Source organism: Oerskovia sp. PE-21s (assembly GCF_056158145.1).
This window is the reverse complement of record NZ_JBUXJM010000005.1, coordinates 77,895-95,648: the sequence shown is the minus strand read 5'-3', so window position 1 is coordinate 95,648 and position 17,754 is coordinate 77,895. Positions and strand designations below refer to the sequence as shown.

Genomic DNA, 17,754 nt, shown 5'->3' with positions numbered 1-17,754 from the left:
CTCAGCCCAGGAAGGCCCTCCACCATGAGCAGCACCACCCCGCCCCCCGCCGACGTCGCAGCGCTCACGTACGAGCAGGCGCGCGACGAGCTGGTCCAGGTCGTGTCCCGCCTCGAGGCCGGCGGCGAACCGCTCGAGGCCTCGCTCGCCTTGTGGGAGCGCGGCGAGGCCCTCGCGGCCCGGTGCCAGCAGTGGCTCGACGGCGCACGTGAACGTCTTGCGTCGGCCCGGGCGGCAGACGGCGCCCCGGCCACCTCGGTCGACGCGCAGGGCGCCGGCACCGAGGACGACTGACCGGGACGCCCGGGGGTCACGCGCTCTTGCGCGCCTGACCCTCGGTCTGCGCCTGAGCCCGTTCGAGCGAGGCGCGCCGGTCCTCCTCGTTCTCCTTGTCGAGCCGGTCCACCTCGTCCTGGTCGTGCGTGAGGTTCTCGCCCGTCTCGGGGTCGAAGACCATCATCTTGTCCGGGTCGAACCAGAGCTCGGTCGTGTCGCCGTCGCGCACGCGGGACGCCGAGTTGAGCGCGACGACGAACTGGGTGCGCAGTCCTTCGCCGTCGAGCTCACGGTCGAGCTCCTCGAGCTTCGCCGCGACCGAGGCGTGCATCTCGAACGGCACGTAGGCGTAGAGCTCGGCGCCGAGCCACTCGGTGACGTCGATCTGCGCGTCGAACGTCCGCCCCCGGTCCTTCTTGGTCGGGTCGACGAGGCGCGCGTCCTCGAAGTGCTCGGGGCGCAGCCCCACGATCACGAGCTCGCGCCCCCCGATCGCCGAGACGATCCGCTCGGGCAGCTCGAACGTGCCGAAGGGCAGCTCCATGCTGCTCCCGGAGACCTCGCCCGGCAGGAAGTTCATGGGCGGGGACCCGATGAACCCCGCGACGAACAGGTTGACGGGCTGCTCGTACAGCGCGCGCGGGCTCGCGATCTGCTGGAGCTCGCCCTTGCGCAGGACGGCGACGCGGTCGCCGAGCGTCATGGCCTCGGTCTGGTCGTGCGTCACGTAGACCGTCGTGGTCGCGAGGCGACGCTGGAGGCGCGCGATCTCGGTGCGCATCTGCCCGCGCAGCTTGGCGTCGAGGTTGGACAGGGGCTCGTCGAACAGGAACGCCTTGGCGTCGCGCACGATCGCCCGACCCATCGCGACGCGCTGGCGCTGCCCGCCGGACAGGTTGGCGGGCTTGCGGTCGAGGTGCTCGTTCAGGTCGAGGAGGTCGGCCGCGTGCTCGACCTTCTCGCGGATCTCGGCGTCGGTGAACTTGCCCTTGGTCAGGCGCAACGGGAACGCGATGTTCTCGGCGACCGTCAGGTGCGGGTAGAGCGCGTAGTTCTGGAAGACCATCGCGAGGTCGCGGTCGCGCGGGGCCTTCTCGTTGACGCGGTCGCCGTCGATCAGCAGGTCGCCCGAGGTGATGTCCTCGAGGCCGACGATCATGCGCAGCAGCGTAGACTTCCCGCAGCCCGAGGGGCCGACGAGGATCACGAACTCGCCGTCCGCGATGTCGATGCTGACGCCTTTGACGGCGGGGAACCCGTCGCCGTACTTCTTGACGATGTTCTTGAGGGTGATGGAGGCCATCAGCTCTCTCCTCGGTCGGGGGACGGGCGGCGAAGGTTTCGGGGGCGGGGCCGGAGCCCCGGCCAGGGTGCGGGCCCAGGCTCGTACGCGCGGGCGCCCTGCCCGCACGGGGTGGGCGGCGCCGTCGGGCGGATCGTGGTGCTCATCCCTTGACCGCCCCCTGCGTCAGGCCGGAGACGATCTGACGCTGGAACAGCACCACGAGGATCACCACGGGGATGGTCACGACCACGGCCGCGGCCGAGATGGCACCGGTGGGCTCCTCGAAGTACGACGCGCCCGTGAAGAACGCCAGGGCCGCCGGGACGGGCCGGGCCGCGCTCGTGGACGTGAGCGAGATGCCGTACACGAAGTCGTTCCAGGCGATGAAGAACGCGATGAGCGCCGTGGTGAACACGCCCGGCGCGGCGAGCGGCACGATGACCTTGCGGAACGCCTGCCAGGGCGTGGCGCCGTCGACCTGCGCGGCCTGCTCGAGCTCCCACGGGATCTGGCGGAAGAACGCCGCGAGGGTCCAGATGGAGATCGGGAGCGTCAGCGACAGGTACGGGATGATCAGGCCGAGCCACGTGTCGTAGAGGCCGATGTTGCGCCACAGGTTGAACAGTGGCGTGACGATCGAGACCACGGGGAAGATCGAGACGCCCAGCGCGGTCGTGAGGATCAGGCGCTTGCCCGGGAAGTTCAGGCGCGCGATCGCGTACGCGGCGAGCGTCGCGAGGACGACCGCGATCGCGGTCGCGATGAGCGAGATGCCGACCGAGTTGCGCAGGGCCGACAGGAACAGCTCCTGCGCCGAGCCGCCCGAGGACAGGATCTGCTCGTAGTTGTCGGTGCTCCACTGCGGCGGCAGGAACGTGCCGGAGTTGAGGTCGCTCGGTCCCTTGAAGCTCGTCATGAGGATCGACAGGACCGGGAACAGCGCCCCCACGAGGACGACGACCGTGATGACGGCCCACCACACGCGGGCCCGGGTGCTCAGGACGCTCCCCATCATCGCTCCCCTCTCGCGCCGGCCAGATCCACCTTGAACAGCTTGATCGCGACGAAGCAGATCCCGATCACGCACAGGAACAGCAGCACGGAGATCGCCGACCCCATGCCGATCTGGAGCTGTCCGATCGAGGTCCGGTAGGCCAGCAAGGACAGCACCTCCGTGTTGTTCGCGCCGTTGGTCATGATGAAGACGTTGTCGAAGATGCGGAACGCGTCGAGCGCGCGGAACAGGACGGCGACCATGATCGCGGCCTTCATGTTGGGCACGATCACGCGCGAGAAGCGCTGCCAGGCGGTGGCGCCGTCGACCTTCGCGGCCTCCTCGAGCTCGCCCGGGACCTGGGCGAGGCCCGCGAGCAGCAGGAGCGAGATGAACGGCGTGGTCTTCCACACCTCGGACGCGATGATGACGAACAGGCTCGTGCCCTGGTGGGCGAACCAGTTGAGGTCCGGCCCGATCCCGGGCACCCAGTCGAACCAGCTGTTGACGTACCCGGAGGTGATGTCGAACGCGTAGAACCACGCGAACGCCGAGACCACGGTGATGATGCCGTAGGGCACGAGGATCGCGGTGCGCAGGAGCCCGCGCAGGCGCTTGATCGCGCGGTGCATGACGAGCGCGAGCGCGAAGCCCAGGACGAGCTCGACGACCACGGACACGACCATGATGAAGAACGTCACGGCGAAGTCGCGCCACCAGACGGGGTCGGTGAGGATCACGACGTAGTTGCCGAGGCCCACGAACGAGCGGTCGTCGGGGGCCGTGAGCTTGTAGTTGAACAGCGAGTCGTAGACGGCCTGGAGGATCGGGTAGAGCGTCACGGCCAGCATGACGACGAACGCGGGTCCCGCGAGGTACCAGCCGAGCCGCGCCTCGGCCCGGGCCCGGTCGCTGCGCGCGGCCTTGGCCTTCTTGTCGGGGACGAGGTCCTGGCCGTCGGGCGCGGGGTCCGGTTCGGGCTGGGGGCGACGTGCGCCCCGGGTGTCGGTGCTCACAGCAGTCGCTCCCCTCGCAGGACGGCGGTGATGAAGTCGGTCGACTTCACGGGCGTGCCGTCCTCGGTCACGCTCGCGGGCGGGTACCACGTCTGCTGGAGGCCCGTGGAGACCTCGTTGTAGAACGGCGTCTGCGGCCGGGGCGCGGCCTGTTCGAGCGACTGCCGGATCACGTCGTACATGGGGTAGGCCTCCTGCACGGCGGGGTCGTCGTAGGCCGCGGTGTTCGCCGCGGGGTTCCCGTCGGACACGAAGTAGGCGGCCTGGTTCTCGGCGCTCACGATGCACTGCGCGGCCTCGTAGGACAGGTCGGTGTGCTCGCTGAACGCCCCGACGCCGAGGCTGATGCCGCCGTAGGGCGGGCGCGTGTCCTGCCCTTCGACCACCTGCGGGTACGTCGTCCAGCCGATGTCGTCGAGCAGGGACTGCTCGAGCGAGCCCGCCTCGACGCCGCTCAGGGTCGAGGACCACACGAACGGCCAGTTGACCATGAACGAGCCCTTGTCCCCCTGGAAGAGGGTCAGCGACGCGGACTCGTCCTCGCTCGGCAGGCCCGGGCCGCCGAGGCCCGAGCTCCCGATCTCGCCGATGATCCGCGCGGCGGCGCGGCCTGCGTCGGTCTCCAGGCCGAGCGTGAGCTCGTCGGCGGGGGCCTCGGGGTTCTCGAGGATCTGCCCGCCGGCGGACTCGACGAGCGCGTTGATCCACACGGTCAGCGACTCGGCCTTGGCGCCCTGCACCGCGAGGTACTTGTCCTGGTCCTGCGCCGCGGTCATGATCTGGTCCCACGTCACGGGCTGCGTGAGGTCGAGCCCCGCGGCCTCGGCGACCGACTTGCGGTACCAGAGGAGCTGCGTGTTGGCCCAGAACGGGATCGCGACGAGCTCGTCCTTCCACGTCGAGCCGTCGATCGCGCCCTGCACGACGTCCTGGGTCGTCGCGGTCGCGACGTCGTCGGGCACGGGGGCGAGGAAGCCCGCCTCGGCGAGCTCGGGGATGAACGGCGGGTCGAGGCTCATGAGGTCGATCGACGAGTCCTTGGCCGCGAGGCGGCGCGCGAGCTGTTCGCGCTGGGCCGCGGCGTCGCGCGGCAGCAGCGAGGTCTCGATGCTGTACGCGCCGCCCGAGGCGTCGCTGCAGGACGCCGCGATCTCGGCCTGCCCCCCGTTGTCCGGGTTGATGTACCAGGTGAGCACGGGTGGGCCGGAGCCCTCCCCGGTGCTGCACGCGGCGAGCGGCACGATCGTCGCGACGGCCAGCGCCGCGGCGAGTGCCCGGGTGCGTCGGTGCACGGTCTCCCCTTCTTCCAACGAGCGCATCGCTGCGCCGTCCTCGGTTGGTTCCTCCTTCTAGGGGTACCCGGTTCCGGGACGTCTCGCCACGCGAGCGACATTTCCACCGTGCCCGACGGCGCCGCTCGCCCGGGTGCGCACGTCCGGGTGTCCAGGGAGGTGGTCAGATCGTGAACGCTGCGCACGGCACGGCCCGAGGTGAGCGAACATGGAGGTTGTGACGACGACGAGCAGCACCCCCGAGACCACCTCCATGACCCCTGCCGAGGCCTGGGCCCAGCTCCGCGACGGCAACGGACGCTTCGTGCGGGACGAGATGGAGCACCCGTCGCAGGGCGCCGCGCGTCGCGCCGAGGTGAGCGTGGCCCAGCACCCCCACACGGTGATCTTCGGCTGCGCCGACTCGCGCGTCGCGGCCGAGATCATCTTCGACCAGGGGCTCGGTGACGTGTTCGTCGTGCGGACCGCGGGTCACGTCCTGGACACCACGGTGATCGGGTCGATCGAGTACGGGGTCAACATCCTCGGCACGCCGCTCGTGGTCGTGCTCGGCCACGACAGCTGCGGTGCGATCGCGGCGGCCGCCCACACGCTCGCGACGGGCGAGCAGGCAGACGGGTTCGTCCGCGCGGTCGTCGACCGGGTCATCCCCTCGATCGTCAACATCACGAGCAGCAAGGGTGGCGTGTCCGCCGTCGACCCCGACACGCTGCGTCGTGAGCACGTGCGCCACACCGTGGACATGCTGCACGGCTACTCCGCGGCGCTCGCCGACGCGGTCGCCGAGGGACGGCTCGCGATCGTCGGCGTCGAGTACACGCTCGCGGACGGCCGTGCCCGGCTGGTCGAGGTCGTGGGCGAGGTCGGCGACACCCCGGACGTGTGAGTCCCTGGTCCCGCCTGCGGGCGGGACCTGCCCGACGCTCCGCTCGCGGGTCGTGGACGGACCGGTTCGAGAACACCCGTCCCGGTGCGGCACCATTAGGCCCATGACTTCTGCCGAAGCTTCCGACTACCGCATCGAGCACGACACCATGGGTGAGGTCCGCGTCCCCGCGGCCGCCCTCTACCGCGCGCAGACGCAGCGCGCCGTGGAGAACTTCCCGCTGTCGGGCACTCCTCTCGAGCGCAGCCACATCGAGGCCCTCGCTCGCGTCAAGAAGGCTGCCGCGCGCGCGAACGCCGAGCTGGGGGTGCTCGACGAGGACGTCGCGGCCGCCATCGTGGCCGCCGCCGACGAGGTCGCCTCGGGCGCCCACGACGCCCACTTCCCGATCGACATCTTCCAGACGGGCTCCGGCACGTCGTCGAACATGAACACCAACGAGGTCCTCGCGACGCTCGCGACGCGCTCGCTGGGCCGCGAGGTCCACCCGAACGACCACGTCAACGCCTCGCAGTCGTCGAACGACGTCTTCCCGACATCGGTGCACCTGGCCGCGACCGCGGGCGTCGTGCACGACCTGGTCCCGGCCCTGACGCACCTCGCGGAGGCCCTCGAGGCCAAGGCGGCCGAGTTCGCGACGGTCGTGAAGTCGGGTCGCACGCACCTCATGGACGCGACCCCCGTCACGCTCGGCCAGGAGTTCGGCGGGTACGCCGCGGCCGTGCGTTACGGGATCGAACGTCTGCAGTCGGCGCTCCCCCGCGCGGCCGAGGTGCCCCTGGGCGGGACGGCCGTCGGCACGGGCATCAACACCCCGGCCGGCTTCCCGCAGCGGGTCATCGCGCTGCTGGTCGAGGACACGGGCCTGCCGCTGACCGAGGCGCGCGACCACTTCGAGGCGCAGAGCTCGCGTGACGGGCTCGTCGAGCTCTCGGGCGCGCTGCGCACCATCGCGGTCTCGATCACGAAGATCTGCAACGACCTGCGCTGGATGGGCTCTGGCCCCAACACGGGCCTGGGCGAGATCTTCATCCCCGACCTGCAGCCCGGTTCGTCGATCATGCCGGGCAAGGTCAACCCGGTCGTGCCCGAGGCCGTCCTCATGATCGCCGCGCGCGTGATCGGCAACGACGCGACCGTGGCCTGGGCCGGCGCGTCGGGGAGCTTCGAGCTCAACGTGCAGATCCCCGTCATCGCCCTCGGTGTGCTCGAGTCGATCCGCCTGCTCTCGAACGCGTCGGTCGTCCTCGCGGACAAGACGGTCGTGGGCATCACGGCCAACGTCGAGCGTGCGCGTGCACTCGCGGAGTCCTCGCCGTCGATCGTCACGCCGCTCAACCGCGTGATCGGCTACGAGGCGGCGGCCAAGGTCGCCAAGCACTCGGTCAAGCAGGGCCTCACGGTCCGCGAGGCCGTGATCGACCTGGGCTTCGTCGAGCGCGGCGAGGTCACCGAGGAGCAGCTCGACACGGCGCTCGACGTCCTGTCGATGACGCGCCCGCCGCAGGCGTGACCGTTCGCTGAGGCTCCTGCCCGAGAGGGCGGCGCCTCAGGAGGAACGACGAACGGCGTGGGCCGGGCGCTTGTCACCCGGCCCACGCCGTTCGTCGTTCCGGGCAGCTGAGCGCTACTCGGCCCCGTGGTTCGCGACGAGCTCCTGCGCGGGCGAACGCCGGGCGGCCCAGATCGCGGCACCCGCCAGGACGGTACCGATCGCGGCACCGATCGAGTTGGTGAGCCAGTCGTTCGTGTCGCACGAGCGACCGAGCGCGGGGGCCAGCGCCTGCACCAGCTCGACCGCGGCGGAGCCCGCGACGCCACCGAGGAACGCGACCAGCGGGCGGCGGCTCGCGATCGCCGCGAGCAGGACGGGCGGCACGAAGAGGATGACGTTGGCCATGAGCTCGACGCGGCCGAAGGTGGGCAGCGCCCAGGCGACGGCGCACCGTTCGACGATCTCCCGACCGGACGGGACGAGCGTGAGCAGCACGATCGGCACGAGCGAGATCCCGAACAGGACCCACGCGACGCGTGGGCGCCCGTACAGCCACCCGCCTGCGACCGGGCCGGCGATCACGAGCAGAGCGAGGACCGCCGGGGAGAACCACGGGTACTGGACCAGGAGGGTGGAGATCACGGTGCGAGGACCCTTTCAGCCGAGTCGGGTACGAGCGCCCCACCGTAGCCCGCCACCGCGATGCTACCGGCGACGCGCACCGTCCTTCGGGGCCCCACCGGCTCAGTAGTCGACCGGGTCCACCCGTCGCAGCACGATCGCGAGCAGCTCGCCGAGCCGTTCCCGCTGGTCCTCGGTGAGCCCGTCGAGCGCCGCACGTTCGCGGTCGAGCTGGGCGGGGAAGAGCTCGTCGACGAGCCGTTCGCCCTCCTCGGTCAGCGAGAGCAGCACCCCGCGCCGGTCGCGCTCGACCACGGTCCGCTCGACCAGCCCCTCGCGCTGGAGGTGGGCGAGCCGCTTGGTGATCGAGGCGCCGGGCGCGCGCGTGATGGTCGTGACCTCGCGGGCCCGCAGGGGGCGTCCCGCGCGACGGAGCGCGGCGAGGACCTCGAACTCGGGCCGGGTCAGGGAGCGTTGCGCGAGGGCCGCGTCGCTCGACTCGGCCAGGAGCGCCGCGATGCGCGTGATCCTGCCGATCGAGTCGACTGGCGAGAAGTCGACGTCGGGCAGCCGCTCGACCCACTGCGCCCGCAGGCGCTCCACGTAGTCCACGGGGCCAGCCTAGGGCCTCGCTCCCGATAGTTCACATATGAAACATCTACGAACGAGGCGTATCCTGGACGGGATGCCACCCTCCCCGCCCCTCGCTCCCCCGTCCACCCCCACGACCACGGCGCCCCATCAGGCGCCGACGACCCGGCCGACGACGACCGCCCGCCGCTCGCAGGTCCGCACCGCCGCGCGCGAGGTCCTCGACCCCGCGCACCTGCGCGCCGCCCTGCGGCTCACCTCGGTCGACGCGACGCTCGTCGCCGCCCTGCTGTGCGGGGCGAGCGTGGCGATCACGCTCGTGATCGCCGCGACGAGCGGCCATCAAGACCTCGCAGGCTTCGCCGCCCTCGGCGCCCTGACCTCGCTGTACGGGCGCTTCGACCCGTACCGGCGGCGCGCCGCGCTGCTCGCGTCGGTCGGCGCGATCATGGTCGGCTCGATCCTGGTCACGACGGCCGTCGCCGCGGCCGGCGCCCCGACCTGGGTCGCGCTCGCGGTCGTCGCGCTGCTCGCGGGCGGCATGACCGCGCTGTGCCAGCTGCTGCGCACGGGCCCTCCCGGCGCGACGATCGTCGTCTTCGCGGCCGGTGCGGGCCTGGCAGGAGCGCCCACGTTCGCCGACCTCGCACCCCGGGGGCTCGCCGGGCTCCTGGGCGTCGGCGTCGCCTGGGTCGTGTGCGTCGCGGGATTCGTGCTCCGGCCGAGCGGCCCGGCGCGGCTCGCCGTGCGTCGCGCGACCCTCGCCGCCGAGGCCGCAGCCCTCGCCCCCGACGACCGCAGCGCCGTCGGGCGGGCGCGCGACGCCGTGGCCCTCGCGCGGACCGTCCTCGCCGACGACGCGTCGCACCGCCGCACGCGCGCGACCGCGCTGCGCCTCGCCGACGAGCTCTCGGGGGCCGCCGGGACGCCCGCCGACCTGCCACCTCGCCTGAGCCTGCGCGCGACCGCGCGCGAGTCCCTCGCGGGAGCGGGCTGGCGGCTGCGCTCGGTGCGCGTGACGCTCGCGGCCGCCGCCGCGGCGGCGGTCGCGCACGTCGCAGGGTTCGGGCACCCGGCCTGGGCCGCGATGGGTGCGACCGCGACGCTCCAGGGCACGACGACGCAGCACGCCGTGGTCCGTGCGCTCCAGCGGGCCCTCGGCACGGTCGCGGGCGCCCTGATCGCGTGGCCGCTGCTCGACCTGCACCTCGGCTTCTGGGCGACCGCAGCCCTCGTCGTGGGACTGCAGGTCGTCACCGAGATCGTCGTCGGGCGCCACTACGGCCTCGCGATGCTGACCATCACCCCCATGGCCCTGCTCATGACCTCGCTCGGCGGCTCGAGCGAGGGCATCGCGCTCGACCGGGCCCTCGACACGGCGGTGGGCGCGGTCGTCGGCGTCCTCGCGGTCGTGCTGGTCCACGCGCGGTCACGGTCCGTGCGGGGTCTCACCGCGGCGGCGCGGACCTGACCGAGGCTCCGCGAGAGGCGCGCACCCTGTCCTCCAGCTCGTCCTGGACCTCGTCGAAGAACACGGTCTTGGCGCGCGTGTAGTCGTCGTAGTCGCCGTCCTCCGCGTGCTCGCGAGCCAGCCGGCGCTTGAGGTCCTCGTACTGCTCTCGTCGACGCGAGTCCTCTCGCAACAGGTCACGGAGCGCGACCGTGTACGCGGCCCAGGGCGAGTCCGTGCGCCTGACGTGCAGGATCGCAGCGGGCAGAGGCGACACGAAGAGGCACTTCCTCCAGAGGGTCTCGTCGTCGCGGCCGGTACTGCCTCGGGGAAGGTCGAACGTGACCCCCGGGGAGTCCGGCCGGCTGCCCCGCGCGGGACGGAACGTCGTCGTCCCGAGCGCTCGCGTCCAGTCCTCGACGGGCAGGAGCACCGGGACACGCACCTGGAGGTCGAGGAAGGGCTTGGCCGCGAGCCCGGGAACCGCCGTCGACCCGATGTGGTCGTAGACCATCCCCTGCGCACCATCGAGGACGGCGAACGCGGAGCGCACGACCGCGAGGAGCTCGACCGCCTGCTCGCCCCACGCGGGATCCGGTGGGACGAGGGATGCGGGACCTGGGCTCATCGACCGATGATGCCGCGCCCTCGCACCGCAGACCATCCCGACGCGCCGGGGCTCGGCACGACGTGCGCCCTGTCGCACGCACCACCACCCCCCCAGGTTCCCCGTGGACGGCTCAAGTCCCGCAGATCTCCACCCCACCGAGCCGACCCGCCGGTTCCTCGTGCGCGGCGTCGTGGCTCCGGTCCCCCGCGGCCCGGAGCCACGACCCGGGCCGACGCGCCGGGCCTCAGACCTCGATGCTCTCCAGCATCTCGGTCACGAGCGCCGCGACGGGCGAGCGCTCGGACCGCGTCAGGGTCACGTGCGCGAACAGCGGGTGCCCCTTGAGCGCCTCGATCACGGCCGCGACACCGTCGTGGCGCCCCACGCGCAGGTTGTCGCGCTGGGCGACGTCGTGCGTGAGGACCACCCGGGAGGACTGGCCGATGCGCGAGAGCACCGTGAGCAGGACGTTCCGCTCGAGGGACTGGGCCTCGTCGACGATGACGAACGCGTCGTGGAGCGAGCGCCCGCGGATGTGGGTCAGGGGCAGGACCTCCAGGACGTCGCGGTCCACGACCTCGTCCATGACGTCCTTGGACACGAGCGCGCCCAGGGTGTCGAACACCGCCTGCGCCCACGGGTTCATCTTCTCGGCCTCGGAGCCGGGCAGGTAACCGAGCTCCTGACCGCCCACGGCGTACAGGGGGCGGAAGACCATGATCTTGCGGTGCTGCCGCTTCTCCAGCACCGCTTCGAGGCCCGCGCACAGCGCGAGCGCCGACTTGCCCGTCCCGGCCCGGCCACCGAGCGACACGATCCCGATCTCCTCGTCGAGCAGCAGGTCGATCGCGATGCGCTGCTCGGCCGAGCGGCCGTGCACGCCGAACACGTCCTGGTCCCCCCGGACGAGCTGCACGTGCTTGTCGGCCGTGACCCGGCCGAGCGCCGAGCCCCGTGGCGAGTGGATCACGAGCCCCGAGTGGACCAGGAGCGGCTCGGCGGCCGCGACAGCGGCCGGGTCGAGGCCCGAGAGCTCGACCGACTCGTGCTCCCACAGGTCGGCCATCTGCTCGTCGCTCACGTCGATCTCGCCCATGCCCGTCCAGCCCGAGTCGATCGCGAGCTCGGCCCGGTACTCCTCGGCGCGCAACCCCACCGCGGAGGCCTTGACCCGCATGGGCAGGTCCTTGGACACCACGGTCACGTCGCAGCCCTCGCTCGCGAGGTTGGCCGCGACCGACAGGATGCGTGTGTCGTTGTCGCCCAGGCGGAACCCGGCGGGGAGCACCGCCGGGTCCGTGTGGTTGAGCTCGACGCGCAGCGTCCCGCCGACCGCGCCGACGGGCAGCGGGGCGTCGAGGCGACCGTGCTTGACCCGCAGGTCGTCGAGCATGCGCAGCGCGCTGCGGGCGAAGTATCCGAGCTCGGCGTGGTGGCGCTTGGCCTCGAGCTCGGTGATGACGACGACGGGGAGGACGACGTCGTGCTCGGCGAAGCGGAGCATCGCTCGCGGGTCGGACAGGAGCACGGACGTGTCGATGACGAAGGTGCGACGACCCGCAGGGCTCGCGGGGTCGGGGCTCGTCGGGTCAGGGGACGCGACGCCCGTGACGTCGGGTGCAGCTCCAGAAGCAGAGGCGGTTCGGACCACAGCAGGCTCCCTCCGGCGCACGGCGCCGTTCTCGCTGGGTGGGGCGGGCGACCGGCCGACGAAAGGCCGGTGCCGGCCCTCCTGCGCGGAGCAGAAACTCCATCGGATGGCCTCCCGGAGGACGACGTGTGTCGTCCGTCACGTTCGAAACTACGCCCGTGTCGTTCTCCCGTGTCGAGGCAACACGCCGCACGTCCGAGATGTCACCTGCCGTTCACACGAGGACGTCCCGCCCACCCCCTGGGACGGGGTGGGCGGGACGGGAGGCCCTCAGTCCGCGTGCGCGACGTGCGTGGCACGCATCGAGAGTGCCGCGACGAGCCCGATCACCAGCACACCCGCCGTGACGAGCAGCGTCTGCCCGACCGCGAGCGAGAACCCCTGGTGCAGGGCCGTCGTCGCGGCGTCGCGGATCTGCGCGGCGGCCTCGGGCGGGATGCCCGCGGGGAGTTCCATGTGCTGCGCTCCCCCGGTGAACGAGCCACCGGCGGCGGCGAAGCCGTCGACGAACTGCTGACGGAGCTCGGCGGGGAGCCCCGCCGAGGCGTCGCGCGCAGCGGCCGGCAGGGTCGCCGAGAGCCGGCTCGTGAGCGTCGCGACGATCGCGGCCGAGCCGATCACGCCGCCCACCTGGCGGAACGTGTTGAACGCTCCGGCGCCCGCGCCGGCTGTGCGGTGGTCGAGCCCTGACGTCGCGAGGTTCGCGAGCGGCGAGAAGAGCGCGCCCGTCCCGATCCCGAACAGCGTCATCGGCGCGACGATCGACCAGGCGCTCGCGTCGGGCGTGGCCGCGACGCTCAGCCACACGACCGAGGCCGTGAGGAGCGCGAAGCCCGTCGCGACGACCCACTTGCCCGGGATCCGGTCCGAGAGCCGGCCCGCGAACGGCGCCACGACACCGGACACCAGCGAGCCGGGCAGGTTGATGAGCGCCGCCTCCAGGGGTGAGAGGCCCAGGATCGACTGCAGGAAGATCGTCAGCGGGAAGAAGATGCCGATCATGCCGAACGACACGGCCATGCCCGACACGTTCGCGAGCGAGAAGTTGCGCGAGTGGAACAGCGTGAGCGGCAGGAGCGCACGCTCACCGAGGTGACGCTGCCACAGCACGAAGGCCGCGAGGACCAGGACGCCGAGGCCGATGATCGTCCAGATGTTCAGCGGTCCCACGACCGTGCCCCAGTGGTAGGTCTCGCCCTCCTGCAGGCCGAACACGAACAGGAACAGGCCCACGATCGACAGCGCGACCCCGACCATGTCGAAGCTGCGCTTGTTGGTCGGCAGCGACGGCAGGCTCCGCAGCGCCAGGACGAGGGCCACGACCCCGACGGGGATGTTGACGAAGAAGATCCACTCCCAGCCCCAGGTCTCGACGAACACGCCGCCGAGCAGCGGGCCCGCGATGGTCGCGACGCCTGCGACGGCTCCCCACAGCCCCATCGCGGAACCGCGCTGACGTGGCGGGAAGACGCGCGTGATCATCGACATGGTCTGCGGGGTCATGAGCGCGGCACCCACGCCCTGGACGGCGCGCGCCACGATGAGCATCTCGACCGAGCCGGACAGCCCGCACCACAGCGAGGCGAGCGTGAAGACCACCAGGCCGAGCACGAACACGGGCTTGGGGCCGAAGCGGTCGCCCAGGCGACCGGCGAGCAGGAGCAGCACCGCGTACGTGAGCAGGTAGGCGCTGTTGACCCAGCCCACCGCGGTCAGGGTCGTGTCGAACGTGTCGACGAGCGTCGGGACGGCGATGTTCACGATCGTGGTGTCGACCATGATCATGAAGAAGCCCAGGCACAGGGCCGGGAGGATGCTCCACGGGCTGCGCCCGCCGAGGTCGACGAGCGGGGGGCCGGCGGGTGCGCCGGCAGGCGGACCGGCGGGCGCGGTAGCCGTGGTGGACGACGCGGCACCGGTCGCGGGCAGGCTCCCTGAGGGAGGGGTCGTGGTCATGAGGTCCTCTGAGGTCGAAGGAGGGCAGGGTGTTCAGGAGGCTGCGCGAGCAGCCGCGGCCGGGCGCGATCCCGGCGGCAGGTCAGGGCACGTGGTCCGTGGCCTGCGCCCGCGAGCGGGCGGCGACGAAGTCGCGGAAGGACTGCGGGACGGGCTCGTCCCAGTCCAGGGCGCCGGAGTCGAGGTCGGCGAGCAGGCCGTCGAGCCACGCGAGCTCGGACTCGATCCGGTGGAGGTCGTACTCGACGTCGAGCAGGAGTCGACGGGGCAGACCGTGGCTCCGCACGACGTCGTACCTGCGGGACCAGGCAGCGAGCTCCTCGGCCGTCGCCGCGCGCCGGGCCCGCAGCGCGGTGACCGCACCCGACCGGTCGATCGCGTGCGCCTGCGACAGCGCGAGCGGGAAGCAGGGGTGCTCCTGCCGGGGTTCGCCGAGCAGCAGGGCCGTGCGAGCAGCGAACGCCTCGCGCCCCGCATCGGTCAGCCGATAGGTGGTGCGCTGGGGGCGGTTCCCCTCGCGGTCGGTGCCGACGGCCTCGACGAGGCCGTCGGACGCGAGCCGGTCCATGGAGTGGTAGACCGAGCCCGGCGTGATGCTCGCGAGCCGGTCGTCGCCGCGCTGCTTGAGGGTCTGGTGGACCTGGTACGGGTGCATGGGGCGCTCGTGGAGCAGCCCGAGGAGGAGCAGCGCAGCGGCGGAGAGCTCCTTGCGTGCCATGCGTCGCCTCCTCGTGGTCGCTCCCGGGTGGAATACTCCGGCTGGAATATACGCCTCGGGCAACCGTCAGGTCGAGGGGTGCGTGCGCGTCGTGAGCGGCATCACGGGCGATGCCGGGACACGGCGCGTCGAACCGACCTGCCGCGGCGAGGGGCAGACGGGTGACGGTCCCCGGCGCTAGGGTCGGGGGAAGCAGGTCGGGGAAGCAGGACCCGCACCCGGAAGGCAGAGCGTCGCCGCAGGTCAGCGTGCCCTCCGGGCAGCGAGACGGGCGGCCCCGCGAGGGCCCGGCTCCCGCCCGCCGACGGCACCGGGGCAGCATCGAGGACGAGCTCGACACGAGGAGACGCATGGACACCACCACGGGCACGTCACCGGCAGCGTCCTCGGCAGGAGGACCAGCACGTGAGACGCCCCGCGCCCCCGGGAGCGCCGACGCGGCGCTCACACCGGTGGTCCCGCTGCCCGGCGGGTCGTTCCGTCGGGGCTCGGCCGAGTTCTACCCCGACGAGCAGCCTGTCCACGAGGCCACCGTGGCCCCCTTCGAGATCGAGCAGCACCCCGTGACCAACGCGCAGTTCGCCGCGTTCGTCGCCGCGACGGGCTACGTCACCGTGGCCGAGCGCCCGCTCGACCCGGCCGACTACCCCGGCGTGGCGACCGAGGACCTCGTGCCGGGCGCGCTCGTGTTCACCCCGACCGCGGGCCCGGTGAATCTCTCGGACTGGCGGCAGTGGTGGCGCTGGCAGCCGGGTGCCCGATGGAGCGCCCCGCACGGCCCCGGGAGCTCGACCGAGGGCCGCGAGGACCACCCCGTCGTGCAGGTGTCGTTCGAGGACGCTCAGGCGTACGCGGCGTGGGCCGGTCGGTCGCTGCCGACCGAGGTCGAGTGGGAGTACGCGGCCCGGGGAGGGCTCGACGGTGCGCGTTTCGCGTGGGGCGACGAGTACCGGCCCGACGGCGAGCTGCTCGCCAACCACTGGCAGGGGTCGTTCCCGTACCGCAACACGGGAGCGGCGGGATGGGTCGGGACGAGCCCCGTCGGGGCGTTCCCGGCGAACGGCTTCGGCCTGGTCGACATGATCGGCAACGTCTGGGAGTGGACCACGTCGTTCTACACCCCGAACCATGCGGCCGAGGCCCGGTCCGCGGCCGAGGTCGAGGCGGCCAGGTCCGCGCTCACGGTCGAGATGCCCGCGTGCTGCTCGCCGAGCGCCGGGCAGGCACGGGGTGCGCGCCACGACGCGGCGGACGCGCACTCCCCCGCCGGCTCGGTCGGCAGGCCTGGCACGCCCGACGTCGACCCGCGCGCCGCCGCGAGCGCCGAGCCCGGCTCGACGATCCCCCGCAAGGCCCTCAAGGGCGGCTCGCACCTGTGCGCCCCGGAGTACTGCCTGCGCTACCGGCCCGCGGCCCGCTCGCCCCAGGCGGTCGACACGGCGACGAGCCACATCGGGTTCCGCTGCGTGGTGCGCCCCCCGGTGCCCGTCACGTCGACCGCTCCGGCGATGCCCGGCTCCGCACGCAACCTGCCGGGCTGAGCCGTGACGTCAGGGTTCGCGGTGCTGCTGCGGGGCGTCAACGTGGGCGGCGGCCGCAAGGTCCCGTCGGCGGTCCTGCGCGAGATCGCGCAGGACGCCGGCTTCACGGGGGCACGCACGCTCCTCGCGAGCGGGAACCTGGTCGTGGCGCCGGGCGCGTCCGGCGCCACGGGGCCCGACGACGTCACCCGCCTCGTGCGCAGCGGCCTCGCCGACCGCCTGGGCCTGGACGTCGACGTGCTCACGCTGACCGGCGCGGACCTGGCGGCCGCGATCGCCGCGAACCCGTTCGACGACGCCGCGCGCGAGGACCCGTCCCACCTGCTCCTGACGTTCCATCCGCACGCGCCCGCTCCCGACCGGATCGAGGCCTTCGACCCCGCCCGCTACGGCATCACGCACATGGCGTGGTCGGGCCCCGTGAGCTACACGTGGTTCCAGGGCGGGGTCGGCACGTCGAAGCTCACGCCCGCCGTCCTGCTCCGGGCGCTCGGCGTGTGGGGCACGGCACGGAACTGGAACACCGTGACCAGGCTGGCCGCGCTCGTGGACGAGACGGGCTGACCGCGGCTCTCAGGCGCGACGCCCGACGCCGATCGCCCCGGCCCCGACACCGTCGGCCACGAGGCGCCAGTGCTGGACGGCGCCCTCGTCGCGCACGACGACACCGATCGCGGCGAGATCCTCCCGCACGTCCCGGGCGTGCGCCTCCTTGCCTGCCTCGAGGAGCCCCGCCCGCGCACGGAGCAGCGCGTCCGCCCCGGCGGGCAGCGTCTCGTCGCCGGTCTCCCAGCGGCGGTACGCGGAACGGAAGGGGTCCCCGCCCTCACGCCAGGGCCAGCCGTGGCCCGCGAACGCCGCCGCGACGTGCCGGGTCGGCAGGTCCGCAGGCCACCGGTGGAGCTCGCTGCCACCACGCAGCAGCACGATCACCGCACCCTCGACGAACACGTCGGTCACCTCGGTGCGGCCGACCGTCTCGAGCGTGTCCTTGTTCTTGAACCCCGCCCCCGTGACCGTGACCGCGATCCGGCCCATGCTCTCCACCAGGTGCTGCGCGAAGCACGCCCCGACGACCGCGCCCGCGGCACCGAGGCCCACGAGGGTCCATGCGCCCCACACGTCGGCCAGGGCGTCGACGGAGCGAGCCAGTCCCTGCCACGGGACCCACGGCAGGCCCGCCATCCAGGCGGCGAGCCAGCGCAGGCCGACGCCAGCCCCTGCGCCCAGGACCGGCAGGACGAGCCGGAGGAAACGGGTCTCACCGGAGGAGGCCCCGACGACCGTCTCCGTGGGGTCGTGGGAGCCGGCGTCCGTGGTCAAGGATTCGTGGATCTTCTCGTGCACCCCGTCATGCTCCCGTGCACCGAGT

The 17,754-nt window shown here is 72.5% G+C and carries 17 protein-coding genes; 6 read left to right on the top strand and 11 right to left on the bottom strand.

The annotated features are described in order from the left end of the window. Window positions 1–24 precede the first annotated feature (24 nt). Window positions 25–294 (top strand): exodeoxyribonuclease VII small subunit, encoded by a 270-nt coding sequence (locus ACZDYF_RS11525; RefSeq protein WP_475056726.1) that lies wholly within the window; start codon window positions 25–27, stop codon window positions 292–294. A gap of 16 nt (window positions 295–310) precedes the next feature. On the opposite strand, the gene ACZDYF_RS11520 is transcribed toward ACZDYF_RS11525, so the two are convergent. From ACZDYF_RS11520 to ACZDYF_RS11505, 4 genes are all read right to left on the bottom strand, one after another. Continuing rightward, window positions 311–1,579 carry an ABC transporter ATP-binding protein gene (locus tag ACZDYF_RS11520; RefSeq protein WP_475056724.1) on the bottom strand — a complete coding sequence of 423 codons (1,269 nt, stop codon included), beginning with the start codon at window positions 1,577–1,579 and terminating at the stop codon, window positions 311–313. A gap of 142 nt (window positions 1,580–1,721) precedes the next feature. After that, complete coding sequence (locus tag ACZDYF_RS11515) at window positions 1,722–2,576, bottom strand: carbohydrate ABC transporter permease (RefSeq protein ID WP_387485189.1); 855 nt, start codon at window positions 2,574–2,576, stop codon at window positions 1,722–1,724. Next, a complete protein-coding gene (locus ACZDYF_RS11510; protein WP_387485192.1) occupies window positions 2,573–3,571 on the bottom strand; it encodes a carbohydrate ABC transporter permease in 999 nt (332 codons plus the stop codon). Before ACZDYF_RS11510 ends, ACZDYF_RS11515 begins: the two co-directional genes overlap by 4 nt. Further along, the gene (locus ACZDYF_RS11505) at window positions 3,568–4,863 is read right to left on the bottom strand and encodes an extracellular solute-binding protein (protein ID WP_307824160.1); all 1,296 of its coding nucleotides are present in this window, start codon (window positions 4,861–4,863) and stop codon (window positions 3,568–3,570) included. The genes ACZDYF_RS11510 and ACZDYF_RS11505 overlap by 4 nt, the downstream gene beginning before the upstream one ends. 208 nt (window positions 4,864–5,071) lie before the next feature. Here ACZDYF_RS11505 and ACZDYF_RS11500 point away from each other — a divergent pair, with 208 nt between their 5' ends. Next, window positions 5,072–5,749: a carbonic anhydrase gene (locus ACZDYF_RS11500; RefSeq protein ID WP_275581462.1), complete on the top strand. Its 678-nt coding sequence runs from the start codon at window positions 5,072–5,074 to the stop codon at window positions 5,747–5,749. 103 nt (window positions 5,750–5,852) lie between these two features. Beyond that, window positions 5,853–7,262, top strand: a complete 1,410-nt coding sequence (locus ACZDYF_RS11495; RefSeq protein ID WP_475056720.1) for a class II fumarate hydratase — start codon at window positions 5,853–5,855, stop codon at window positions 7,260–7,262. 114 nt (window positions 7,263–7,376) lie between these two features. Here ACZDYF_RS11495 and ACZDYF_RS11490 read toward each other — a convergent pair whose 3' ends face one another. Together ACZDYF_RS11490 and ACZDYF_RS11485 are read right to left on the bottom strand one after the other, a co-directional pair. Then, on the bottom strand, window positions 7,377–7,886 hold the full coding sequence (locus tag ACZDYF_RS11490; RefSeq protein WP_475056718.1) for a VanZ family protein: 510 nt from the start codon (window positions 7,884–7,886) through the stop codon (window positions 7,377–7,379). 102 nt (window positions 7,887–7,988) lie between these two features. After that, window positions 7,989–8,477, bottom strand: a complete 489-nt coding sequence (locus tag ACZDYF_RS11485; RefSeq protein ID WP_475056716.1) for a MarR family winged helix-turn-helix transcriptional regulator — start codon at window positions 8,475–8,477, stop codon at window positions 7,989–7,991. Between the two features lie 73 nt (window positions 8,478–8,550). Between ACZDYF_RS11485 and ACZDYF_RS11480 the strand changes: the two genes are divergently transcribed. After that, the gene (locus ACZDYF_RS11480; RefSeq protein WP_475056713.1) at window positions 8,551–9,927 is read left to right on the top strand and encodes an FUSC family protein; all 1,377 of its coding nucleotides are present in this window, start codon (window positions 8,551–8,553) and stop codon (window positions 9,925–9,927) included. Here the strand turns inward: ACZDYF_RS11480 and ACZDYF_RS11475 are convergent. The 4 genes from ACZDYF_RS11475 to ACZDYF_RS11460 form a co-directional block, all read right to left on the bottom strand. Beyond that, window positions 9,905–10,534, bottom strand: coding sequence for a GrpB family protein (locus tag ACZDYF_RS11475; protein WP_475056711.1), 630 nt, complete (start codon window positions 10,532–10,534; stop codon window positions 9,905–9,907). The two genes, ACZDYF_RS11480 and ACZDYF_RS11475, sit on opposite strands and share 23 nt — an antisense overlap. 226 nt (window positions 10,535–10,760) lie before the next feature. Beyond that, a complete protein-coding gene (locus ACZDYF_RS11470) occupies window positions 10,761–12,020 on the bottom strand; it encodes a PhoH family protein (RefSeq protein ID WP_239527992.1) in 1,260 nt (419 codons plus the stop codon). Window positions 12,021–12,437: 417 nt separating this feature from the next. Next, entirely contained in the window at window positions 12,438–14,123 is a 1,686-nt protein-coding gene (locus tag ACZDYF_RS11465) for a DHA2 family efflux MFS transporter permease subunit (protein ID WP_191788780.1), read from the bottom strand. Between the two features lie 82 nt (window positions 14,124–14,205). Then, window positions 14,206–14,841 (bottom strand): PadR family transcriptional regulator, encoded by a 636-nt coding sequence (locus ACZDYF_RS11460; RefSeq protein ID WP_475056708.1) that lies wholly within the window; start codon window positions 14,839–14,841, stop codon window positions 14,206–14,208. 350 nt (window positions 14,842–15,191) lie between these two features. Between ACZDYF_RS11460 and ACZDYF_RS11455 the strand changes: the two genes are divergently transcribed. Continuing rightward, complete coding sequence (locus ACZDYF_RS11455) at window positions 15,192–16,382, top strand: formylglycine-generating enzyme family protein (protein ID WP_475056706.1); 1,191 nt, start codon at window positions 15,192–15,194, stop codon at window positions 16,380–16,382. A 3-nt stretch (window positions 16,383–16,385) separates the two neighbouring features. Then, on the top strand, window positions 16,386–16,946 hold the full coding sequence (locus ACZDYF_RS11450; protein ID WP_475056704.1) for a DUF1697 domain-containing protein: 561 nt from the start codon (window positions 16,386–16,388) through the stop codon (window positions 16,944–16,946). A gap of 9 nt (window positions 16,947–16,955) precedes the next feature. Here ACZDYF_RS11450 and ACZDYF_RS11445 read toward each other — a convergent pair whose 3' ends face one another. After that, window positions 16,956–17,729 carry a YqeB family protein gene (locus ACZDYF_RS11445; protein ID WP_475056702.1) on the bottom strand — a complete coding sequence of 258 codons (774 nt, stop codon included), beginning with the start codon at window positions 17,727–17,729 and terminating at the stop codon, window positions 16,956–16,958. Window positions 17,730–17,754 lie beyond the last annotated feature (25 nt).